Source organism: Streptomyces sp. NPDC048001, assembly GCF_043203115.1.
Lineage (GTDB): Bacteria > Actinomycetota > Actinomycetes > Streptomycetales > Streptomycetaceae > Streptomyces > Streptomyces sanyensis.
In genome coordinates this window covers 328,793-350,633 of sequence record NZ_JBIDBN010000004.1, presented here as the reverse complement: position 1 = coordinate 350,633, position 21,841 = coordinate 328,793, and the positions used below count along the sequence as shown (strand labels likewise).

At 74.5% G+C, this 21,841-nt stretch carries 22 protein-coding genes; 14 read left to right on the top strand and 8 right to left on the bottom strand.

The window, feature by feature from the left end:
* Positions 1–45: 45 nt before the first annotated feature.
* Positions 46–1,008 (top strand): helix-turn-helix transcriptional regulator, encoded by a 963-nt coding sequence (locus ACGF15_RS10205; protein WP_392797629.1) that lies wholly within the window; start codon positions 46–48, stop codon positions 1,006–1,008.
* 264 nt (positions 1,009–1,272) lie between these two features.
* Here the strand turns inward: ACGF15_RS10205 and ACGF15_RS10200 are convergent, their stop codons facing one another.
* Together ACGF15_RS10200 and ACGF15_RS10195 are read right to left on the bottom strand one after the other, a co-directional pair.
* On the bottom strand, positions 1,273–2,469 hold the full coding sequence (locus ACGF15_RS10200; protein WP_345615454.1) for a CaiB/BaiF CoA-transferase family protein: 1,197 nt from the start codon (positions 2,467–2,469) through the stop codon (positions 1,273–1,275).
* 363 nt (positions 2,470–2,832) lie between these two features.
* Entirely contained in the window at positions 2,833–3,564 is a 732-nt protein-coding gene (locus tag ACGF15_RS10195; protein ID WP_362607787.1) for a DUF6193 family natural product biosynthesis protein, read from the bottom strand.
* 158 nt (positions 3,565–3,722) lie between these two features.
* Here ACGF15_RS10195 and ACGF15_RS10190 point away from each other — a divergent pair, with 158 nt between their 5' ends.
* Positions 3,723–4,136 carry a DUF4259 domain-containing protein gene (locus ACGF15_RS10190; protein WP_392797627.1) on the top strand — a complete coding sequence of 138 codons (414 nt, stop codon included), beginning with the start codon at positions 3,723–3,725 and terminating at the stop codon, positions 4,134–4,136.
* 249 nt (positions 4,137–4,385) lie between these two features.
* Here the strand turns inward: ACGF15_RS10190 and ACGF15_RS10185 are convergent, their stop codons facing one another.
* Genes ACGF15_RS10185 through hmgA form a run of 3 tightly spaced genes read right to left on the bottom strand, consistent with a single transcriptional unit; the run spans position 4,386 to position 7,773 of the window.
* Complete coding sequence (locus ACGF15_RS10185; RefSeq protein ID WP_345615458.1) at positions 4,386–5,609, bottom strand: type ISP restriction/modification enzyme; 1,224 nt, start codon at positions 5,607–5,609, stop codon at positions 4,386–4,388.
* 55 nt (positions 5,610–5,664) lie between these two features.
* Positions 5,665–6,420 (bottom strand): GntR family transcriptional regulator, encoded by a 756-nt coding sequence (locus ACGF15_RS10180; RefSeq protein ID WP_345615459.1) that lies wholly within the window; start codon positions 6,418–6,420, stop codon positions 5,665–5,667.
* A 27-nt stretch (positions 6,421–6,447) separates the two neighbouring features.
* Positions 6,448–7,773, bottom strand: a complete 1,326-nt coding sequence (hmgA, locus tag ACGF15_RS10175) for a homogentisate 1,2-dioxygenase (RefSeq protein WP_345615460.1) — start codon at positions 7,771–7,773, stop codon at positions 6,448–6,450.
* A gap of 114 nt (positions 7,774–7,887) precedes the next feature.
* Here hmgA and ACGF15_RS10170 point away from each other — a divergent pair, with 114 nt between their 5' ends.
* From ACGF15_RS10170 to ACGF15_RS10150, 5 genes are all read left to right on the top strand, one after another.
* The gene (locus tag ACGF15_RS10170) at positions 7,888–8,514 is read left to right on the top strand and encodes a TetR/AcrR family transcriptional regulator (protein WP_345615461.1); all 627 of its coding nucleotides are present in this window, start codon (positions 7,888–7,890) and stop codon (positions 8,512–8,514) included.
* A 119-nt stretch (positions 8,515–8,633) separates the two neighbouring features.
* Positions 8,634–10,871 carry a molybdopterin-dependent oxidoreductase gene (locus tag ACGF15_RS10165; RefSeq protein ID WP_392797623.1) on the top strand — a complete coding sequence of 746 codons (2,238 nt, stop codon included), beginning with the start codon at positions 8,634–8,636 and terminating at the stop codon, positions 10,869–10,871.
* 222 nt (positions 10,872–11,093) lie between these two features.
* Positions 11,094–12,422, top strand: a complete 1,329-nt coding sequence (locus tag ACGF15_RS10160) for an ABC transporter ATP-binding protein (protein WP_392797621.1) — start codon at positions 11,094–11,096, stop codon at positions 12,420–12,422.
* Between the two features lie 169 nt (positions 12,423–12,591).
* Positions 12,592–13,986: an aldehyde dehydrogenase family protein gene (locus ACGF15_RS10155; protein ID WP_392797620.1), complete on the top strand. Its 1,395-nt coding sequence runs from the start codon at positions 12,592–12,594 to the stop codon at positions 13,984–13,986.
* A 17-nt stretch (positions 13,987–14,003) separates the two neighbouring features.
* A complete protein-coding gene (locus tag ACGF15_RS10150) occupies positions 14,004–15,083 on the top strand; it encodes a zinc-binding dehydrogenase (RefSeq protein ID WP_392797618.1) in 1,080 nt (359 codons plus the stop codon).
* Positions 15,084–15,123: 40 nt separating this feature from the next.
* Here ACGF15_RS10150 and ACGF15_RS10145 read toward each other — a convergent pair whose 3' ends face one another.
* Entirely contained in the window at positions 15,124–15,564 is a 441-nt protein-coding gene (locus tag ACGF15_RS10145; protein WP_392797617.1) for a DUF6086 family protein, read from the bottom strand.
* Positions 15,565–15,736: 172 nt separating this feature from the next.
* Between ACGF15_RS10145 and ACGF15_RS10140 the strand changes: the two genes are divergently transcribed.
* The 3 genes from ACGF15_RS10140 to ACGF15_RS10130 all read left to right on the top strand — a co-directional run bounded on the left by ACGF15_RS10140 (position 15,737) and on the right by ACGF15_RS10130 (position 17,634).
* Positions 15,737–16,588 carry a helix-turn-helix domain-containing protein gene (locus tag ACGF15_RS10140; RefSeq protein WP_392797615.1) on the top strand — a complete coding sequence of 284 codons (852 nt, stop codon included), beginning with the start codon at positions 15,737–15,739 and terminating at the stop codon, positions 16,586–16,588.
* On the top strand, positions 16,569–16,778 hold the full coding sequence (locus ACGF15_RS10135) for a DUF397 domain-containing protein (protein WP_345615467.1): 210 nt from the start codon (positions 16,569–16,571) through the stop codon (positions 16,776–16,778). The genes ACGF15_RS10140 and ACGF15_RS10135 overlap by 20 nt, the downstream gene beginning before the upstream one ends.
* Before the next feature lie 64 nt (positions 16,779–16,842).
* Entirely contained in the window at positions 16,843–17,634 is a 792-nt protein-coding gene (locus ACGF15_RS10130) for a DUF2785 domain-containing protein (RefSeq protein ID WP_362607802.1), read from the top strand.
* Between the two features lie 91 nt (positions 17,635–17,725).
* On the opposite strand, the gene ACGF15_RS10125 is transcribed toward ACGF15_RS10130, so the two are convergent.
* Positions 17,726–18,391, bottom strand: coding sequence for a TetR/AcrR family transcriptional regulator (locus tag ACGF15_RS10125; protein WP_392797612.1), 666 nt, complete (start codon positions 18,389–18,391; stop codon positions 17,726–17,728).
* 64 nt (positions 18,392–18,455) lie between these two features.
* Here ACGF15_RS10125 and ACGF15_RS10120 point away from each other — a divergent pair, with 64 nt between their 5' ends.
* From ACGF15_RS10120 to ACGF15_RS10110, 3 genes are all read left to right on the top strand, one after another.
* Entirely contained in the window at positions 18,456–19,607 is a 1,152-nt protein-coding gene (locus ACGF15_RS10120) for an acyl-CoA dehydrogenase family protein (protein WP_392797610.1), read from the top strand.
* Positions 19,608–19,750: 143 nt separating this feature from the next.
* Positions 19,751–20,038 (top strand): YiaA/YiaB family inner membrane protein, encoded by a 288-nt coding sequence (locus tag ACGF15_RS10115; protein ID WP_256524381.1) that lies wholly within the window; start codon positions 19,751–19,753, stop codon positions 20,036–20,038.
* A gap of 69 nt (positions 20,039–20,107) precedes the next feature.
* Complete coding sequence (locus tag ACGF15_RS10110) at positions 20,108–20,785, top strand: TetR/AcrR family transcriptional regulator (protein ID WP_392797608.1); 678 nt, start codon at positions 20,108–20,110, stop codon at positions 20,783–20,785.
* Here ACGF15_RS10110 and ACGF15_RS10105 read toward each other — a convergent pair.
* On the bottom strand, positions 20,773–21,234 hold the full coding sequence (locus tag ACGF15_RS10105; protein ID WP_392797606.1) for a MaoC family dehydratase: 462 nt from the start codon (positions 21,232–21,234) through the stop codon (positions 20,773–20,775). The two genes, ACGF15_RS10110 and ACGF15_RS10105, sit on opposite strands and share 13 nt — an antisense overlap.
* Before the next feature lie 112 nt (positions 21,235–21,346).
* Here ACGF15_RS10105 and soxR point away from each other — a divergent pair, with 112 nt between their 5' ends.
* The gene (soxR, locus tag ACGF15_RS10100; RefSeq protein ID WP_392797604.1) at positions 21,347–21,832 is read left to right on the top strand and encodes a redox-sensitive transcriptional activator SoxR; all 486 of its coding nucleotides are present in this window, start codon (positions 21,347–21,349) and stop codon (positions 21,830–21,832) included.
* The last annotated feature ends 9 nt before the right edge of the window (positions 21,833–21,841 follow it).

Genomic DNA, 21,841 nt, shown 5'->3' with positions numbered 1-21,841 from the left:
AATCGCGGCAGGATCGCTTCCGCGATCGAGGGGATGATGGAGAACATGCTGGAGACCTCGGCCCGCCTGCTCGAACTGCTGTCACTGCTCCAGCTCCGGCGCGACTGGACGGGCTCCGAGCTCGCCGGCCGGCTCGGGGTGAGCACGAGGACCGTGCGCGCCGACATCGGCAGGCTCCGGTCGCTCGGCTACCCCGTGGACGCGCGCCCGGGCGTCGCGGGCGGGTACCGGCTGGCCGCCGGGACGGCGATGCCCCCGCTGCTGCTCGACGACGACGAGGCCGTCGCCGTCGCGGTCGGACTGGGTGCGGTCGCCACCCGAGGGCTCGGCGTCGAGGAGACGTCCCTCACCGCGCTCGCCAAGCTGGAGCAGGTGCTGCCCTCGCGCCTGCGCCGGCGCGTCGAGGCGGTACGCGAGACGACGAGCGTCGTCCCCGGGGCCGAACCGCCGCTCGACCTCTCGGTGCTCGGCACGGTCGCCGCCGCGATCCGCGGCCGCGAACGGCTCCGGTTCGGCTACACGAAACCCGGGGGCAGCGAGGAGGCCCGCCACACCGAGCCGCAACGGCTGGTGAGCTGGGGGCCGCTCTGGTACCTGCTCGCGTGGGATCTCGACCGTGACGACTGGCGGGTCTTCCGCGTCGACCGCATGGCTCCCCGCCCACCGACGGGTGCGCGGTTCCGGCCGCGCGCGGTCCCGGGGGGCGACGCCGTCGCGTACGTCGTCGGGCGCGTCAGCAAGGGGGCCTGGAAGTACCGCGCCCGGGTGCTCGTGCATGCTCCCGCCGCCGCGGTCGCCGCGAAGATCCCCATCCCGGTCGACATCGAGGCGGTCGACGGGTCCACCTGCCGTGTGGAGCTGGGTTCCGACGACCCGGACGGGCTCGCGCTGTGGATGACGCAGCTCGACGTCGACATCGAGGTGATCGACGGAGACGAGCTCGCGGTGGCGTTCGACCGCCTCGCGACAAGGTGCCGCCGCGCGGCGGGCGGCGCGGCCACGACGTGAATCCCGGCGGTCGCTCCGTCGGCGACGGCGGCGGACCCGGCGCGGTCGGGACCGGTGCCGCGCCCGGCCGGCTCCACCACCTCCCCGGCGAGCCGAACGGCACGGCCCGCCGCTGCCACGCACACCCCCCGACGGCCGCGGCACCCCGCCGCGCTGCCGCGGCGCCCGCAACGGTCCCGGTCCGAGGGCCGCCCTCCGCCGTGCGGCGCACCGCCTCCGCCTCCGGCACCGCGCACCGGTCCACCGGGACGCCGCGGACGGCCCTCAGGCCACCACGCCCCTGCCGCGCAGCGCGGCCACCTCCGCCTCCGACAGCCCCAGGCCCTTCAGCAGCGCGTCCGTGTGCTCGCCCAGCGCCGGGACCGCGCCCATCCGCGCCGGGGCCCCTCCCGGCAGCGTGATAGGGGGCAGCAAGGCCCGCAGCGGACCGGCCGGGGACCCGATCTCGCGCCACCGGTCGCGTGCCGCGAGCTGCGGGTGGCCCGCCAGGTCGCCCACCGAGTTCAGCCGCGCGCAGGCGATCCGGGCCGCCTCCAGCCGCGCGACGGCCTCCGCCGTGCTCAGCTCCGCGAGTGCCGCGCCGACCACCTCGTCCGTCCGCTCCCGGTTGGCGGTGCGGGCCGTGTTGGTCGCGAAGTCCGGGTCGTCCGCCAGCTCGGGGCGCCCGGCCACCTGCTCGGCGAGCCGCCGCCACTCGCGATCGTTCTGCACCGACAGCAGCACCCGGCCCCCGTCCGCGGTCCGGTACGCGTCGTACGGGGCGATGACGGCGTGCGCGAGCCCGGTGCGCACCGGCGCGGGCGAGCCGTGCATCCCGTGGTGCAGCGGATGCCCCATCCACTCCGCCAGGGACTCCAGCATCGAGATCTCCACCGGCCCGCCGAGCCCCGTGGTGCCCCGCCGCACCAGGGCGGCCAGCACCCCCGAGAACGCGTACATGGCGGCCGCCACGTCGGCGGCCGGGATCCCGGCCTTCACCGGCTGCTCCGAGGTGCCCGTGACCGACACCAGTCCGGCCTCGCACTGGACGAGCATGTCGTAGGCGGCCTTGTGCGCGTACGGCCCCCCGGAGCCGTAGCCGGAGATGTCCACGCCGACCAGCCGCGGGTGCGCCGCGCACAGCGTGGCCGCGTCCAGCCCCAGCCGGGCCGCGGCGCCCTGGGCGAGGTTCTGCACGAACACGTCGGCGTCCGCCACCAGGCGCCCGACCAGCTCCCGGCCGCGCGGGTCCTTCAGGTCCACGGCGAGGGACTCCTTGCCGCGGTTGCACCACACGAAGTGCGAGGCGAGCCCCTTCGCCGCGGTGTCGTACCCGCGGGCGAAGTCCCCGCCGTCCGGACGCTCCACCTTGATCACCCGGGCCCCGAGGTCGGCGAGCTGCCGCGTGGCGAACGGCGCCGAGACGGCCTGCTCGACGGCGACGACGGTGATCCCGTCGAGGGGGAGTGGCTGAAGGCTCATGGGGCGTGTCTACTCGGCGACCGGCGGATCTGTCACCCCGGGGTCCCGAGGCCGGGCTCGTGCCGGCCCCACCCGGCAGAGGATGCCGGGACCCGGGGCCCTTCGGCCGCTCGATCCGCCCGTTGCGCGTGCGGCTCGTCGCCGTCCACCGGCCCCGACGGGCCGTGGACGCGGACTGCACCCGGCCACGACCCGCAGCGGCGCACATGGGCCGATTGCACGACCAGCCGCCTCGGGAACTTCCGGGCCGTGGTCCCCCGCCAGGGCAAGCGGACCTGCACCCTTCCCGGTAGGGGCACCGCGGCTGCGCGGCGCCCATCCGGCCACGGGGCCGGTGACGGTCAGTGATCTGGTTCGCGCGTGTCATCCATCCTGCTCGGCGGTTCCCGCGACGGCCGGACCGAGGTCGGTGGGGAGGCGGCGCACTGCCAGGGCGACGGCTTCCTCGGCTGTGGCGGCCTCTTCGAGAACGTCGTCGGAGAGCGGATGCCTCTTCACGCGGAACCGGCTGCCACCGTATGACGGGACGATGGCCACCTCGTTGCGGAACGGGTATCCAGTGCAGGAGCTGAAGCCGAGCGTCCAGTGGCTGGAGAAGACGTGGAGCTGCCGCAGCCGTGGTTCTGCGTGAGCTGCTTCCACGAGTTCGCCGAACCCTGTGAAACCCGGTTCCTCGGCTGCCTGCTCCCGCATGGTGCGCCACTGCAGCTCCACCACCGCGGCCGGCCCCCGTTCGTCAGCTTCGGCGCGCCTGCTGGAGCGCAGGAACGACAGCTCAGCCCGCAGTTCCCTCAGGCTCCTGCCCTGCCCCCACGCCGCTCCGGCCCTGACGACATCCGCCAGGTCGGGCGTGGCTCCGGTGATGAGTTCGACTCCGCGACTCCAGCCGGAGACGCGGAACCAACGGCTCTCCGCCCCGATGTGAACGGATAGCGGCTTGCGCTCGGGGACCGACGAGGCGATGCCCGCCGAGACGAGTGGGCCCCAGTCGCCGGGTACCACTGTGAGGTCGGTACCGAGTTCGGCCGCCAGCTGTCCCAGCGCTGCGGCCAGGCTGCCCGCAGCAGCCAGATCAGGGTAAAGGTCAGAGTCCACCGTCACAGTCTGTCGTTGCGCTCCACCGGGAGAACAGCGATCGGACGTCGCAGCGAGGCCGTGTGCACCCTCCTGCGCAAACGGGTCCTGCTCGCCCCGTAGTCGTGTTGTCAGTCCCTGATGCGAGGATCCGGGCGACCATACGCAAGGAGATCAGCATGGGCACCTGGGATACCGGTCCCTTCGACAACGACACAGCGGCGGACTTCGCCAACGCCCTCGACGATGCCGAGCCCGAAGCGCGCGAAGACCTGATCCGAGGCGTCCTCATCCGGACGATCGACGCCACCGGTCATGTCACGGAAGCAGGAGAGGCGGTGGCCGCCGCCGCCCTGATCGCGGCGCAATGTCCGGGAGGCGAACCCGTCGACATGACCTACGGTCCGGAAACACCCATGCCCGTGTTCCCTTCCGACCTTCGGGCACTCGCCGACGAAGCCCTCGCCCGCATCGTCAGGGACGAGGACGGGCCGGCCTCGCACTGGGTCGACCCGGAGGACTCGAAGCAGTGGCGAGCCACACTCACGCGCCTTCGCGCAGTGCTTGCCCCGCCGCCCTCTTCCCTGGCGTGACGATTCCCACGACGACCAGGAGCAGCCCCAGGAAGGCGCCCGTTCCTGCGACCCATGCCATGGATGCCGCTCCGCTCCGGCCTGTGGAAGACCCGGAACGCGAGCAGCATCCGGGCCTGAGGACGGTGGCATTCTCCTCGGACCCGGTGGTCGCCCGTCATGCCGGGGCCGGGAACTCCCCGCCGGCTCCGCCGTCGTCCGTCCCCGGTGGGCTCAGGATCCGCCGGACCGCGCCCGCCCGGTGCTCCCTCACAGCAGCGCCAACTGCCCCTCCGGCCCCTCCTCGCGGGCTTCCAGGACCGAGGCCGGGCGCCGGGAGGCGGGTGGGGGCGGCAGGACGCCCGCGGCGCGGAGGGCGGACGCGGGCACGAGCGGGCCGCTGCCCAGCGCGGCGCCCTGCGGGCGGAGTTCCGCCAGCAGGGCCAGCACCGTGACCAGCTCCAGCAGCTCGGAGGTCCACTCCTGCGGCCACGCCGCCGGGCGCAGCGCCTCCAGCGTGCCCGCCTCCCCGGGCTCGGTGCGTCGGCGGAACCACTGCTCCAGCACCCGTTCGCCCGCGACCGCGTACGTCCAGGCCCCGCGCGGGACCGGTGCGATGCGACCGGTGCCGCCGACCAGCAGCGCCTCGCCGTCCTCCTCGTAGGCGAGGGAGCCGGGCCGCCGCGGCAGCGCCGCTCGGACGTAGGGGCGTCGTCCGCCCGGCAGCCGGGGCCGTTCGCCGCCGTGCGCGCCGCGCAGCTGGACGTCCAGCATCCGGCGGCCCAGCGCCACGCCCCGGGCCCACCGCCCGGCGTCGGCCGTCAGCGGGACCGCGGCACCCCGCTGCCCGGGGCGGGCGGCGGCCATCGTCCAGCACAGCAGCTCCTCGGCCGTCACCGGGTGGCCGTAGCGGTCGGCGAGCAGGTCCGCCAGCCCCGGGGCGATGTTCGCCTCCCGTCCGCCGGGCCTGCGGTACAGGGGCCGGATGCGGCCCGGTCGCCCCGCGGGGGAGCGCCCGTCCGGGAGGTGGGCGGTGGCCACCAGGGCCGGCCCGTCCGCCCCGGGGGCGCGCCCCTGCTCGACGACGAAGACCTGCCGGGCGTCGCGCACCCGCCACAGCTCGGGGCGGGCGACGTCGAGCAGGCGCTGGTCGGGTATCAGCCACTGCTGGTCGTAGGCCCCGTGCAGGACGCGGACGGGCTCCGGGCAGGGCCCCGTCTCGCGGGCGATCCGCCCGGTGCCGGCGGGCTGCCCGGGGAGCTGGGCGACGGTGCTGTGCGGCGTCCGGGAGCGGGTGGGCCGGAACAGCTCCTCGCGCCGGGCGGCGTCCTCCGCCCCCGTCAGGGCCTCCCAGCGGCGGCGCAGCGAGGCCGCGTCCGGGGCCATGACCCAGCTCCGGCCCGGCCGCAGCGGGGGGACCGACCAGGGCATGAGGTCGTCGAGCAGCGGCACGTCCTCGGGGGCGGACTCGGGTGCTTCGCTCACCGTGCGCATGGTAGTGCTCCTCCCCGCCCCCGTCCGGTGGCCGCCGCCCCGGTGCCCCGGCGGCTCAGTCCGCCGCGTCGAGGGTCACCGAGAAGGAGAAGCGGTCCCCGCGGTAGCGGATGCGGGCGACGTCCACGACGCGGCCGTCCTCGTCGTAGGTGACGCCGGTGTAGTGCAGGATCGGGCTGAGCAGCGGGACGTCCAGCAGCTCCGCGGTCTCGGGGTCGGCGAGCCGCGCCTCCACGGTGTCGGTGATCCTGCTGATCCGCACGCCGAGGACGTCCCGCAGGACCTTGGTCATCGGCCAGCGCTCCAGGTCCGCGATGTCGACCCGGTCCGCCAGCTCGGGCCGGAGCGCGTTCTCGGCCCAGTTGGTGGGCTCCTCGCTGTCCCCGTCCCGGCGCAGCCGCCGGAACAGGACGATCTCCTCCGCGCCGGGGAAGTACTCCGCCAGGTCGGCGGGGACGGGACGCGGCCCGTGGCCGAGGACGGTCGTCCGCTCGCCCGACTGCTGGGCCACCACCGCGTCGATCGAGCCCAGCAGCCGCCGGGGCGCGCCCCGGCGCGCGCCCGGCTCGATGAAGGTGCCGCGCCGGCGGTGCCGGCTGATCAGCCCCTCCTCCTCCAGCTCCTTCAGCGCCTGCCGCATGGTCAGCACGCTGACCCCGTAGTGGCGGGCCAGCTGCTCCTCGGTGGGCAGCCGCAGCGAGGCCTCGGGCGAGCGCCCCAGTATCGAGGCGCGCAGCGACTGCGACACCTGGTACCACAGCGGGAGCTTGCGGTTGAGGACCAGGGAGTCCGGGGCGAAGGAGGAGGTCACGGTGTCTCCGTACACGGCATCTGCTGACTACGGCCGGAAGTGGCGCTCAAGACCCTCCCACACGGAGTCGTACCCGGTCTGAAGGTGTCCCGCGGAGGCCGCCTGGGCGGTGGTGGTCACCGGCCAGCGGGTCTCGAACATGAAGGCCAGGCCGTCGTCGATCTTCTGGGGCTTCAGCTCCGCCGCGCTGGCCCTGTCGAAGGTCTCCCGGTCCGGGCCGTGCGCGGACATCATGGTGTGCAGCGAGCCGCCGCCCGGGACGAAGCCCTCCGCCTTGGCGTCGTAGGCGCCCTCGATCAGGCCCATGTACTCGCTCATCACGTTGCGGTGGAAGTACGGCGGGCGGAAGGTGTCCTCGCCGACCAGCCAGCGCGGCGCGAAGACCACGAAGTCGACGCCCGCGAGCCCCGGGGTGTCGGACGGGGAGGTCAGCACGGTGAAGATCGACGGGTCCGGGTGGTCGTAGGAGATGCTGCCGATGACGTTGAAGCGGCGCAGGTCGTAGACGTAGGGGGTGTGGTTGCCGTGCCAGGCGACCACGTCGAGGGGGGAGTGGCCGTAGGTTGCGGTCCACAGGTTGCCGCAGTACTTGTTGACCACCTCCACCGGGCCCTCGACGTCCTCGAAGGCGGCGACCGGCGCGAGGAAGTCCCGTGCGTTGGCCAGGCCGTTGGCGCCGATCGGGCCGAGGTCGGGCAGCTGGAAGGGCCGCCCGTAGTTCTCGCAGACGTAGCCGCGGGCGGTCGCGTCCAGCAGCTCGACGCGGAAGCGCACCCCGCGCGGGACGAGCGCCACCTCCCCGGGGCGGACCGGCAGCAGGCCCAGCTCGGTGACGAGCAGCAGGCCGCCGCGCTCGGGGACGATCAGCAGCTCGCCGTCGGAGTTCCCGAAGACCCGCCGCATCGACGTGTCGGCGTGGTAGAGGTGCACGGCCATGCCCGAGCGCTGGGTGACGTCGCCGTTGCCGCCGAGCGTCCACAGTCCGGCGAGCCAGTCGGTGCCCGGCTCCGGTTCCGGCAGCGGGTTCCAGCGCAGCCGGTTGGGGTCGGGGACGGCCTCGGTGAAGGGGGCGCTCCGCAGCGCTCCGTTGCCGGTGCGCACGAAGGCCGGGTGTGCGGCCGAGGGGCGGATCCGGTACAGCCAGGAGCGGCGGTTGTCGGCCCGCGGCTCGGTGAAGGCACTGCCGCTGAGCTGCTCCGCGTACAGGCCCAGGGGCGCCCGCTGGGGGGAGTTGCGCCCGTGCGGAAGGGCGCCGGGCACCGCCTCCGAGCTGTGCTCGTTCCCGAAGCCCGGGGAGAAGGACCGCTCCGTCAGACCTTCCGCGGTCTTCCGCGCCTGCTCACTGCCGCTCATCGCCGCTCCTGTGCCTGTCGGCCTGCCGCCGACGCCCGCGTTTCCGATTCCTATGGACAACCGTAGGATTCCAGGTCGGGTCCGTCAACGGCTACGGCCGGGCATGATGGGCGCGTGTCCCCGTCCCCGCTGCGACGCGTCCCCGTGCAGCGGCGCAGCGCCGACCGGCTCGCCCGGATCCTGGACGCCTGCGCCGAACTCCTCGACGCCTGCGGCTACGAGGAGCTGTCCACGCGCGACGTGGCCGCCCGCGCGGGCGTCCCGATCGGCTCCGTCTACCGCTTCTTCGGCAACAAGCGCGCCCTGGTCGAGGCCCTCGGGCGGCGCAACCTCGACCGCTACGCCGCCCGCGTCGAGGAGGGTCTGGCCCGGGTGCCCGCGGGGTGCTGGCGCGGGGCGGTGGACGTGGTCCTCGACGAGTACCTCGCCATGAAGCGCACGGTGCCGGGCTTCGGGCTGATCGACTTCGGGGTGCAGGTGCCGCTCGGCGCGCGGGTCACCCAGGTGGGCAGCGAGGTGGCCGACCGGCTCGCCGACCTGCTCGCGGCGCACCTGGGTCGCGAGGCGGCGGACGGGGAGCTGCGGCGGGCCGTGCTCGTCGCGGTGGAGGCGGCCGACGCCGTGCTCCAGCTCGCCTTCCGGGTGGACGAGTCCGGTGACGGGGCGATCGTGGCCGAGGCGAGGCGTCTGGTGTGCGCCTACCTGGACCAGGTGCTGCCGGACGGGGCGGAGCGCGGCTGAACGGCGGTGCGCCCGCCGGGCCGTGCCCGCGGTTCCGGGGGCTGCCCCGCATCCGTACCGGTCGGTATGCTGCCGGGGTCCCGTGCCGCCGCACCCCCGCCCCGCTCCCGGGAGGCCCCGTGTCCCGCACGTCACCCACCACCCGTACCGCCCTGCGCATCTGCCCGCTCTGCGAGGCGACCTGCGGGCTGGTCCTCACCGTGGAAGGCGACCGCGTCACCCGCGCGCGCGGCGACCGCGACGACGTCTTCAGCTCCGGCTTCGTCTGCCCCAAGGGCGCCGCCTTCGCGGAACTCGACTCCGACCCCGACCGCCTGCGCACCCCCCTGGTCCGGACCGCGGGCACCCTGCGCCCCGCCACCTGGGAGGAGGCCTTCGACCGGATCGCCCAACGCATCCCCGCGATCACCGCCGCGGACGGCCCGGACGCCGTGGGCGTGGTCCTCGGCAACCCCAACGTCCACACCATGGCCGGCGGCCTCTACCCGCCCCTGCTGCTCGCCGCACTGCGCACCCGCAGCCTCTTCACCGCCTCCACCCTCGACCAGATGCCCAAGCACGTCTCCGGCGGGCTCCTGTTCGGCAGCGCCGCCGCCATCCCCGTGCCCGACCTCGACCGGACCCGGCATCTGCTGCTGCTCGGCGCCAACCCCCTGGAGTCCAACGGCAGCCTCTGCACCGCGCCCGACTTCCCCGGCCGCCTCAAGGCGCTCCGCCGCCGCGGCGGCACCCTCACCGTGGTCGACCCGCGCCGCACCCGCACCGCGCGCCTCGCCGACCGCCACCTCGCCCTCCGGCCCGGCACGGACGCGCTGCTGCTCGCGGGCCTGGTCCACGTCCTGTTCGAGGAGAAGCTCACCGACCTCGGGGACCTCGCCGACCACGTGGAAGGCGTCGACGCGGTGCGCGAGGCCGTCGCGGACTTCACCCCCGAGGCCGTGGCCGCCGCCTGCGACACGGATCCCGGGACCGTGCGGGAGGTCGCCCGCGAGCTGGCGGGTGCGGAGTCGGCCGCCGTGTACGGGCGCATCGGCAGCTGCACCGTCGACCACGGGACCCTCGCCAGCTGGCTCGTCGACGTCCTCAACATCCTCACCGGCAACCTCGACCGCCCCGGCGGCGCCCTCTTCCCCCTCTCCGCGACCGAGCGCGCGCCCCGCCCCGCGGCCCCGGGCAGGGGCTTCTCCCTCGGCCGCTGGAGCAGCCGCGTCTCCGGCCGTCCCGAGGCCAAGGGCGAACTGCCCATGGCCGCCCTCGCGGAGGAGATCGAGACACCCGGCGAGGGCCGCATCCGCGCCCTGGTCGCCATCGCCGCCAACCCCGTCCTCTCCGCCCCCGACGGCGACCGCCTCGACCGGGCCCTGGAGGACCTGGACTTCATGGTCAGCGTCGACCCCTACCTCAACGAGACCTCCCGCCACGCGGACGTGGTCCTCCCGCCGCCCCCGCCCTCCCAGAGCGCCCACTACGACTTCGCCTTCAACGCCCTCGCGGTGCGCAACCAGGTCCGCTACACCCCGCCCGCCGTACCCCTGGCACCCGGCCTGATGGACGAGTGCGAGATCCATGCGCGCCTGGTGCTGGCCGTCTCCGGGATGCACGGCGCCGAGCCCGCCGCCGTCGACGACCTGGCCATCGGGCGGACCCTGGCCGCGGCGGTCCAGGACCCCCACTCGCCCGTCCACGGGCAGGACGCCGACGCCCTCGCCGCACGCCTCACCGGCGCCACGGGCGCCGAACGCCGCCTCGACCTGATGCTGCGCCTCGGCCCCTACGGCCTCACCCTCGACGAGCTGCGCGAGCACCCCCACGGCATCGACCTCGGCCCCCTCGCCCCCCGCATCCCGGGGATCCTGCGCACCCGCAGCGGGCGGGTGGAGCTGCTGCCGGACCCGGTCGCCGGCGACCTGCCCCGGCTGCGCGCGGCGCTCACCGGCCGGGCGGAGCACGCGCTGGTGCTGGTCGGCCGCCGCCATCTGCGCTCCAACAACAGCTGGATGCACAACCTGCCCGCGCTGAACGGCGGTTCCAACCGCTGCACCCTGCACGTCCACCCCGAGGACGCGGCCCGGCTGGGACTGCGCCACGGGGGCCGGGCCGCGGTCTCCTCCGACGGCGGCCGCATCGAGGCCCCGGTGGAGGTCACCGAAGAGGTCCGCCCGGGCGTCGTCAGCCTGCCGCACGGCTGGGGGCACGACCGGGCCGGGACCCGGCTGTCGGTCGCGTCCGCCGTCCCCGGGGCCAACGTCAACCAGCTGCTCGACGGCTCCCGGCTCGACCCGCTGTCCGGCACCGCGGTGCTCAACGGCTTCCCCGTCACGGTGGCCGCCCTCCCGCCCGGGCCCCCCGCGCCCTGATCCCGCGCCCGGCACGGGCCCGCCCGTCCGCCGCCCGGACCTGCGCCCCGCCCGTCCGCCGCCCCACGGGGGCGTGTTCCCGCCAGGGGCCCGCCCCCGCACGGTCCCGGGCGGCCGCGGGAATCCCGGCCGGTCGGGCTCGTGCACAAGGCATTCCCCCGGCGCGTGCGGTGGGCTACCTTCAGCCACTCGGCTGCCTTCCTCACCTCCGGGCGGGACCTCATGACGCGCGCCATCGCTCTGCACGACATCGGCAAGAGATACGGGCGCGGCCCGCGTGCCGTCGACCGTTTCACGCTCTCCGTCGAACCCGGCGAGTTCCTGGTGCTCCTCGGGCCGTCCGGCTGCGGCAAGTCCACGGTGCTGCGCATGATCGCCGGGCTGGAGGACATCACCGAGGGCGAACTGCTGCTCGACGGCGAGCCCGCCAACCACATCCCGCCCCGCGAGCGGGACATGGCCATGGTCTTCCAGAACTTCGCGCTCTACCCGAGCATGACCAGCCGCGAGAACATCGGCTTCCCGCTCCGGCTGGAGGACCCGCGGGCCGACCGGAACCCCCGCGTCGAGGCCACCGCCCGGATGCTCGGGATCGAGGACCTCCTCGACCGCTTCCCCGGCCAGCTCTCCGGCGGGGAGCGCCAGCGGGTGGCCATGGGGCGGGCGATCTCCCGCCGCCCCTCCGCCTTCCTCATGGACGAGCCGCTCTCCAACCTCGACGCCAAGCTCCGCGGCCACCTGCGTGCCGAGATCGCCCGCCTCACCGCCGAGCTGGGCGTCACCACCGTGTACGTCACCCACGACCAGGCCGAGGCGATGTCCCTCGGCGACCGGGTGGCCGTGATGCGCGGGGGCGTCCTCCAGCAGGTCGGCGCCCCCCGGGACACCTACGCCCTGCCCGCCAACGTCTTCGTCGCCGCGTTCATCGGCACGCCCCGCATCAACCTGCTGCAGGCCGTCGTGCACGCCCCGCTCGACGGGCCGATGACCCTCGACCTCGGACGCCAGCGCATCCGGCTGCCCGAACCCCTCAGCCCCGACCACCAGTTGCTCCGCATCCAGCAGGGGCGGCGGCTCGTCCTCGGGCTGCGGTCCGAGGCGGTGCGCATCGCCCCGCCGAGTCAGGCCCGGCCCGGCGAGGCCCCGCTCACCGGCACGGTGGAGCACATGGAGTACCAGGGCCACGAGGCGCTGGTGCACTTCGCCACCGGCTCGCGCCCCGCACCCGTGGGCGAGCTGGAGGCCGCCCGGCCCGCGTCGCCCGTCCGCCGCCGCGCCGCCGGACCCGGCACGCTCGCCCGGTTGAGGAGCCGGGCCGCCGGCCGGCTCGTCGGCCCGCTCGCCGTCCTGGACGCCCCCGAGGCGCCGGGCGCCGACGAGCGCCCCGCCACGGCCCCGGGCGACCTGGTGGTCCGCACCGGCCCCGACGTCCGCCTGCGGCGGGGCGCGCAGGTGCCGCTGCTGGTGGACGTGGCCCACCTGTACGTCTTCGACCACCACGGCCGCCGCGTCTGCCCGGCACCCGCCGAGCTCCCCGGCTTCGACGTCTGACGCCCCGGTCCCCCGGGGCCGCGCCCCGAGGCCCGGCGCACCCGGCCGCGGCCGGGGTGGTGCGCACCCGCCGGTGGCCGGAACGCCCCCGGGTGGGGAGGGGGCCCTGGCGCTCGAAAACTAACATCGCTAGTTTGGTGGGCCGGAGCTACCCGTGCGGAGGAGTGCCATGAAGGCTCACGACGGCCTGTACATCGACGGCGCCTGGCGGCCCGCCCTCGCGACCGGCGCCATCGCCGTGGTGAACCCGGCCGACGAGACGGTCATCGCCCATGTACCGGCCGGTGGGGAGGCCGACGTGGACGCCGCCGTGCGCGCCGCCCGGGCCGCGTTCCCCGCCTGGCGGGCCACCCCGCCCGCCGAGCGGGCCGCCGTGCTGTCCGCCCTCCACGAGGAACTGGGCCGCCGCACGGAGGAGATCGCCGAGACCGTCACCGCCGAGCTGGGCGCCCCGCCGAAGCTCGCCCTCGCCGTCCACGCCTCCCTCCCGGTCGTCGTCGCCGGTTCCTTCGCGGAGCTGGCAGCCGGCTACGCCTTCGAGGAGACGATCGGGAACTCGACCGTCCTGAAGGAGCCGGTCGGCGTCGTGGGCGCCATCACGCCCTGGAACTACCCGCTCCACCAGGTCGTCGCCAAGGTCGCGCCCGCCCTGGCCGCCGGGTGCACCGTGGTGCTCAAGCCCGCCGAGGACACCCCGCTGACCGCGCAGCTCTTCGCGGAGGCGGTCGACGCGGCGGGCGTGCCGGCAGGTGTGTTCAACCTGGTCACGGGCGTCGGGGCGGTCGCCGGGGAGGCCCTGGCCCGGCACGAGGGCGTGGACCTGGTCTCCTTCACGGGGTCCACCGCCGTCGGCCGCCGGGTCGCCGCCACCGCGGGCGCCGCGATCAAGCGGGTCGCCCTCGAACTCGGAGGCAAGTCCGCCAATGTCGTCCTGCCGAGCGCCGACCTCGCCGCGGCCGTCAACGCCGGAATCGCCAACGTGATGGCCAACTCCGGCCAGACGTGCAGCGCCTGGACCAGGATCCTCGTGCACACCGACCGCTACGAGGAGGCCGTCGAGCTGGCGGTCGCGGCCGCCGCCAAGCACGTCCCCGGCGAGCGGGTCGGCCCGCTGGTCAACGCCCGGCAGCGCGAGCGCGTGCGCGGCTACATCGACCGGGGCGTGGCGGAGGGCGCCCGGCTCGTCGCCGGCGGGACCCGGCCGCCGCTGCCGACCGGCTACTACGTCAGCCCCACCGTCTTCGCCGACGTCACCCCGGACATGACCATCGCCCAGGAGGAGATCTTCGGCCCGGTCGTCTGCCTGATGCGGTACGAGGACGAGGAGGACGCCCTCGCCCTCGCCAACGGCACCGTCTACGGCCTGGCCGGAGCGGTGTGGGCGGCCGACGACGCCGAGGCCGTCGCCTTCGCCCGCCGCATGGACACCGGCCAGGTCGACATCAACGGCGGCCGCTTCAACCCCCGCGCCCCCTTCGGCGGCTACAAGCAGTCGGGCGTCGGCCGGGAACTCGGGCCGCACGGCCTCGCCGAGTACCTTCAGACCAAGTCCCTCCAGTTCTGATCCGGGAGCAACGCATCGTGGTCCGTGCAGCCGTCCTGCCCTCCGTCGGCGCCCCCCTGGAGATCACCGGGATCTCCCTGCCCGATCCCGGACCCGGCCAGGTCCGGGTCCGGCTGGCCGCCGCGGGGGTCTGCCACTCCGACCTGTCGCTCTCCGACGGCACCATGCGGGTGCCCGTCCCGGCCGTCCTCGGCCACGAGGGCGCCGGGACCGTGCTCGCCGTCGGGGAGGGCGTCGAACACGTCGCCGCCGGCGACGCCGTCGTCCTCAACTGGGCGCCCTCCTGCGGAACCTGCCACCACTGCTCCCTGGGCGAGGTGTGGCTCTGCACCGAGGCGCTGGCCGGGGTGGGCCGTGTGCACGCCACCACGGCCGACGGCACGGCGCTCCACCCGGGCCTGAACGTGGCCGCCTTCGCCGAGGAGACCGTCGTCCCCGCCGGCTGTGTACTGCCCGCCCCCGAGGGTGTCGACCTCACCGACGCGGCCCTGCTCGGCTGCGCCGTGCTCACCGGCTACGGCGCCGTCCACCACGCCTCCCGGGTGCGCGAGGGGGAGTCCGTGGCCGTCCTCGGGGTCGGGGGCGTCGGCCTCGCCGCGCTCCAGTCCGCCCGGATCGCGGGCGCCGGGACGATCGTCGCCGTGGACGTCTCCCCGGAGAAGGAGGAGCTGGCACGGCGAGCGGGCGCCACCGACTACGTGCTCGCCTCCGAGGCCACGGCCAAGGAGGTCCGCCGCCTCACCGGTGGCCGGGGCGCGGACGTGGCGGTCGAGTGCGTCGGCCGCGCCGCCACCATCCGCGCCGCCTGGGACGCCACCCGGCGCGGCGGGCGCACCACCGTCGTCGGCATCGGCGGCAAGGACCAGCAGGTGACCTTCAACGCCCTGGAGATCTTCCACTTCGGCCGCACCCTCTCGGGCTGCGTCTACGGCAACTCCGACCCCGCCGCCGACCTCCCGGTCCTCGCGGAGCACGTGCGCGAGGGCCGCCTCGACCTCTCCGCACTGGTGACGGACCGCATCCCGCTGGACGGCATCCCGGCCGCCTTCGACGCGATGCGCCAGGGGCGGGGCGCGCGTTCACTGGTCGTCTTCTGACGCGCCGGGGCGGCGCTCCCGCGCGAGGCGCGGGCGGGTGTCAGCGGGCCATCCGCCGCCCCAGCTCCCGGGCCCGGGCACGCAGCCCCTCGGCCCAGTGGGCGCCGTCCGGCGGGAAGTGCGCCCCCGTGTCCCGGGAGACCTGCACATCGGTGAGCGGTTCCCCGGGCGGGAGGCCGAGCCTCGCCCAGTCCGGCTCGATCCCGGCGCGCTCGGCGAGGACGAGGACCGTCGCGGTGAAGCCCTCGGACAGCGCGAGGACGACGGCGTGGCCCGTCCTGCGGTGCCGGTCGAGCAGGGCCTCGACGAAGGCGGCGAAGACCACCGGGTCGATCGCGCACTCGTCCATCTCCATCGGCCCCAGGCCCGACGGCAGCTCCAGCTCCTCCTCGAAGAGCCTCACCTGGCGCAGGAACAGTCGCGAGGCGCCGTTGGACGGGTTCCACAGGGTCTCGTCGCCGAGGTCGTAGTACTGGCTCATCGTGCTGGTGTCCCTCCCGTTGCGGCCGGCCATCGTATGTGCCGCCGGGCGGCCTCTGCTCCTGCGGGTGAGGTGCGCGGTGTTCGCGCCTCGGGCGAGGGCCGCGGTCGGTACGGTCGCGGCGGGGGCCCGGCCGGGGTCCTCCAGGCCCCTGATCGTGGAACGGTGAACCATGGCCGCACGCAAGGACGTCGACGGCTCCACGAGTGTCCCGGCCCTCTACGGGGCGGAGCTCCGCCACCGGAGGGAGGCCGCCGGGCTGACGCTCCAGCGGACGGTGGAGGGCAGCTTCTACGGCGCGAGTCTGCTCAGCGAGATCGAGCGGGGCTCGCGGCGGATGCCCGCGGATCTGGCCCGGCACGTGGACCGGCTGCTCGCGACGGACGGCTTCTTCGAGCGCCGCTGCGAGGACGTGCGCAGGGCGCGGAAGGGCGCGCACGCGGAGTACTTCGCACCCGTCGCCGAACTGGAGTCACAGGCCAGGACGATCGAGAAGTGGAGTCCCACGCTCATCCCCGGGCTCCTGCAGACGGAGGCCTACGCACGCGCCGTCGTTCACGCCACCCACCCCCTCGACCAGCCGGACGAGGTGGAGACCAGGATTGCCGCACGTGCGCGTCGGGCGCGTCTCCTGGAGCAGCCCAGGACCCCTGAGTACTGGGTGGTGCTTCACGAGTCCCTGCTGCGTGAACCGCTGCTGCCGCACGAGGACATGGCACACCAGTGGGAACTGGTCTCGGGGCTTGCGACGCGGCGGCGCATCGTCGTGCAGGTGCTGCCGTGGGACGGGCCCACGCGTCCCTTCCTGAAGATGGACATGATGTTCCTCCAGTTCGCCGATGCACCGCCCCTCCTGTACACCGAAGGCGCCTACCACGGGCAGGTGATCGACGATCCGGCCCTCGTGGGGCAGTACCGAAAGGCATACGATCGGCTCAGGGCCGCCGCGCTGTCTCCGGAGGTCTCCCTGTCCATGATCGATGCAGCGGCGGAGGACCATCGCCATGGCAAGAAGCCTGCCTGACACGAGCGTTCTCGTCTGGCGCAAGAGCAGCCACAGCAACGGTGACGGTGGAGAGTGCCTTGAAGTGGCCGACGGGGTCTCCGGCACCGTCCCGGTGCGGGACTCCACGCGGCCCGAGGGGCCCGTCGTGGTGGTGGGCGCGGGGGCGTGGGCGGTGTTCGTCGGCGGTCTGCGACGCGGGGCCCGCTGACCCGATAGAACCCTGGACGTAATTCGCAGGCGTACGGCAACGGTGTGGACCTATTCTGCCCGCCATGACCGACTGGAAGAGCGTCGAGGCCGCCGACTGTGCCGTGCCCGCTGACCGGCCCTTGGAAGACCTCGTCCGCGAGCTGTCCCGTGCCCTGGCAGATCCCGATCCACTGGTCCGGGACGGCGCCCCCCACACCGTCCTCGCGACCTGGATCGCTCGCGGGGCGATCGGAACGCCCCGGCGGCTGGAGCTGGGGGACGAGATGGCGGCCCGGTTCACCGATCCGCGGGTCGAGGCCCGTACCTTCGCGCCCCTCGTGCTCGACATGCTGGTGGCCGCGGGGGACTTCAGGGCCGGCTGGGTGGAGGCGTTCGAGCACTGGTACCCGGCGGAGCAGGATCTGCGTGGCCACGACGAGAAGCTCGGCTGGCTTCACGCGGTGGCGCACGGCGCGGACCTGCTTGGCAGCTTCGGCCGCCACCCCGAGGTGGCGCCGGCGCGGATGCTGAACCTCGCCGCCGCGCGGCTGACGGCGCCCACCGACCACGTCTACGACCAGATGGAGGACGACCGCCTCGCCCGGGCGATCGGCCGGGTCCTCACCCGTAGCGACCTGAGTGAGCGCGATGCCGTCGGCTGGCTGGGTCCGATCGCCGACCGCTTCGGGGCCGACCGCATCAGCACTCCGGTGCCCGCTCACATCAGCAACTGCCTGCGTACCCTGCGCCTGCTCTACATCCTCGCCGACCGGGGCGTGCGCCCCACCAGCGAACTGCCCGCGGAACCCCTCCGCCACCGCGACGCGGTCAAGTCCGGCATCGCCACAGTCCTCGACCGGATCGTCAGACGCTGATCGACGGCACTCGGGCCGGCCGGGCACCCCGCCGGCTCTTCCCCCGCCGGGCCCGCCCCGACCGCGGGGGCGAACCGTGCCCGATGCGGTACTAGGCGCCCCTCGTGCTCCAGCCGCCGCGCACACCCGCCTCGTACTGGAGGGCCAGGCCGTCGAGCAGGGCGGTCAGGCCCGTGGCGAACGCGCCCTCGTCCACCTGCTCCTGGCGCTCCGCCAGCAGATGCGCCTGGCCGAGGTGGGGGTAGTCCGCCGGGTCGTAGGCGGCCGCGTCGTCCACGAAGCCCCGGGCGAAGGAGCCGAGGGCCGAGCCCGTGACGAAGTAGCGCATCAGGGCGCCGATGCTGGTCGCCTGGGCGGGCGGCCATCCGGCGCGGACCATCGCGCCGAAGACCGCGTCGGCGACCCGCAGGCCGGCGGGCCGCCGTCCGGGGCCCCGTGCGAGCACCGGGACGGCGTTGGGGTGGGCGCGCAGGGCGGCCCGGTAGGAGAGCGCCCAGTCGTGCAGCGCGGTGCGCCAGTCGCGGGGGTCGTCCGCGTCGAACATCGACAGGTCGATCCGGGCGCTGACCGCGTCCGCGACGGCGTCCAGGATCTCGTCCTTGTTGCGGAAGTGGTTGTACAGGGAGGGCCCGCTGACACCGAGTTCGGCCGCGATCCTGCGGGTGGAGACCGCGTCCAGACCCTCCGCGTCCACGAGTGCGCCGGCCGTGTCGACGATCAGGTCGCGGCTGAGGAGGGGCTTGCGCGGTCGGGCCATGCGGCACATAGTAGGGCCTGCCCACAATAAACTAGCGGTGGTAGTTAACGGGGGGTGCCCGCGCATGGACCTGGAGCTCAGCGAGGAGCAGGAGGCCGTCCGGCGGCTGGCCCGGGACTTCGTCGTCCGCGAGGTGGCCCCCCACGCGGCCGCATGGGACCGGGCCGAGAGCGTCGACCGGGCCCTGGTGCGAAAACTGGGTTCGCTGGGGTTCCTGGGGCTCACCGTCGACGAGGAGTACGGCGGCTCCGGTGGCGACCACCTCTCCTACTGCCTGGTCACCGAGGAGCTCGGACGCGGGGACTCCTCCGTGCGCGGCATCGTCTCCGTCTCCCTCGGGCTGGTGGCCAAGACCATCGCCGCCCATGGCACCGACGAGCAGAAGCGGGCCTGGCTGCCCCGTCTGACCTCGGGCGAGGCGCTCGGCTGCTTCGGCCTCACCGAGCCCGGCACCGGCTCGGACGCGGGCAACCTGGCCACCCGGGCGGTCCGCGACGGCGGCGACTACGTGATCGACGGCACCAAGATGTTCATCACCAACGGGACCTGGGCGGACGTGGTGCTGCTGTTCGCCCGCACCGGCGAGGCCCCCGGCCACCGGGGCGTCTCGGCCTTCCTGGTCCCGGCCGGCACCCCCGGGCTGACCCGCCGACCGGTGCACGGGAAACTCGGTCTGCGCGGCCAGGCGACGGCGGAACTGGCGCTCCAGGGTGTCCGCGTCCCTGCCTCGGCGATGCTGGGGCCCGCGGGCAAGGGGTTCACCGTCGCGATGTCGGCCCTGGCCAAGGGGCGGATGTCGGTCGCCGCCGGGTGCGTCGGCATCGCGCAGGCCGCGCTGGACGCCGCCGTCGGCTATGCCGGGGAGCGCGAGCAGTTCGGCCGCTCCATCGCCCACCACCAGCTGGTCCAGGAACTGCTCAGCGACATCGCCGTCGACGTGGACGCGGCCCGGCTGCTCACCTGGCGGGTGGCCGACCTCGTCGACCGGGGCCGGGAGTTCGCCACCGCCGCCTCCACCGCGAAGCTGTTCGCCTCCGAGGCGGCGGTGCGCGCGGCCGGCAACGCCCTCCAGGTCTTCGGCGGCTACGGCTACATCGACGAGTACCCCGTCGGCAAACTGCTGCGCGACGCGCGGGTGATGACCCTGTACGAGGGCACCAGCCAGATCCAGAAGCTGATCATCGGCCGGGCGCTGACCGGGGTGTCCGCCTTCTGAGGGGGCGCTGCGGACCCGCGGGCGTGCCCCCGGGCCCGGAGTAAGCGCCCGGAGCGAGTACCCGGAGCGAGCGCTGGGAGTGAGTACCCGGAGTGAGTACCCGCGCCCATGTGGCACGTGCCACCACCCCGGATGCTGGGGCCATGAGTGAGACACCGGTCAAGCAGCAGAACACCGCGGCCTACTACGGTCAGGCCGTCCTCTCCTTCGCGATCGCCCTGGGGGCCGTGGTCCTCGGGCTCTACCACATGGAGGCGGACGCCTGGGTGCGGGCCTTCCTCGGGATCGCCGTCCTCTACCTGACCACCTCCGCCTTCACCCTCGCCAAGGTCGTCCGCGACCGGCAGGAGGCCGGGCAGATCGTCAGCCGGGTCGACCAGGCGCGCCTGGAGAAGCTGCTCGCCGAGCACGACCCCTTCCAGAAGCTCTGACGCGTCCGGCTAAGCGACCGCTCATCCCCGGGGTATGGTGTTCGTCCTGTGCCAGGGAAGGGGCGAGCGATGACAGCGGCGGACCAGTGGGCCGGCGGCGACATGCCCTGCGGCGCGCCCGACGACGAGAAGCCGTGGGACGAGGTCACCCCCGAGGCGGCCCGCAAGCTCCTGGTCGCCGCGGTCGAGGCCTTCGCCGAGCGCGGCTACCACGCCACGACCACGCGCGACATCGCGAGCCGGGCCGGCATGAGCCCCGCGGCCCTGTACATCCACTACAAGACCAAGGAGGAACTCCTCCACCGGATCAGCCGGATCGGCCACGACAAGGCGCTGGAGATCCTCTCGCGGTCGTACCGCAAGGAGGGCACCCCGAGCGAGCGGCTCGCCGACGCCGTGCGCTCCTTCGTCCGCTGGCACGCGGGGCGCCATGCGACCGCCCGGGTGGTGCAGTACGAACTGGACGCCCTGAGCGACGCCCACCGGGCGGAGATCATCGAGCTGCGCCGCGAGACGGACGCCGTGGTGCGCCGCATCCTCGACGAGGGCGTGGCCGCGGGCGAGTTCGAGGTCCCGGACGTCCCCGGCACCACGGTGGCCGTGCTCTCGCTCTGCATCGACGTGGCCCGCTGGTTCAACACCCAGGGGCGCCGCACCCCCGACGAGGTCGGCGCCTTCTACGCCGACCTCGTGCTGCGGATGGTGGGGGCCCGGCCCGCCGGCCCGGGGCCTGGTCAGAAGAAGTAGCGCGAGACCGCCTCCGCCACGCACACGGGCTTGTCGCCGCCCTCCCGCTCCACGGTGACCCGCGCGGTCACCTGCACCCCGCCGCCCGCGTCCTCGACCCCGGTGAGCACGGCGGTGGCGCGGACCCGGGAGCCCGCGGGCACGGGGGCGGGGAAGCGGACCTTGTCGGAGCCGTAGTTGAGCCCCATGCGCACGCCCTCGACGCGCAGCACCTGGGGGACGAGCGCGGGCAGCAGCGAGAGCGTCAGGTAGCCGTGGGCGATGGTGGTCCCGAACGGGCCGCCCGCCGCGCGCTCGGGGTCCACATGGATCCACTGGTGGTCGCCGGTCGCCTCGGCGAACAGGTCGATCCGCTTCTGGTCGACCTCCAGCCAGTCGCTGTACCCGAGCTGCTCGCCGACTCCGGCGCGCAGTTCCCCGGGGGAGGTGAAGATCCTGGGCTCCGCCATGTCGCTGGTCCCTGCCTCTCGTGTCCCGTCCCATGTCTAAGCGCTTGCTCAGCATGCTGGGGGGTGGGACGTCCTGTCAACGGACGGCCCGGTGCGGCGTAGGCTCGGGGGAGTGCCCAAGATTCCCGAGAAGATCCACGAACTGACCGTCGGACAGGTCTCCGCGCGCAGCGGGGCGGCCGTCTCCGCGCTCCACTTCTACGAGGCCAAGGGCCTTATCCGCAGTCGGCGCACGAGCGGGAACCAGCGCCGCTTCACCCGGGACACCCTGCGGCGGGTCGCCTTCATCCGGGCCGCCCAGCGGGTGGGCATCCCGCTGGCCACGATCCGCGGGGCACTGGCCGAGCTCCCCGAGGAGCGCACCCCGGACCGCGAGGACTGGGCCCGGCTGTCGGCCGCCTGGCGCAGCGAACTCGACACGCGGATCCAGCAGCTCGGACGCCTGCGCGACCACCTCACCGACTGCATCGGCTGCGGCTGCCTCTCGCTGGAGAACTGCGTGCTCTCCAACCCCGACGACGTCTTCGGCGAGCGGCTCACCGGCTCCCAGCTGCTGCCGGAGCACGAGCGGGCCGTCCGGCGGGGCGGCGAGGGCTGACACGGTGCA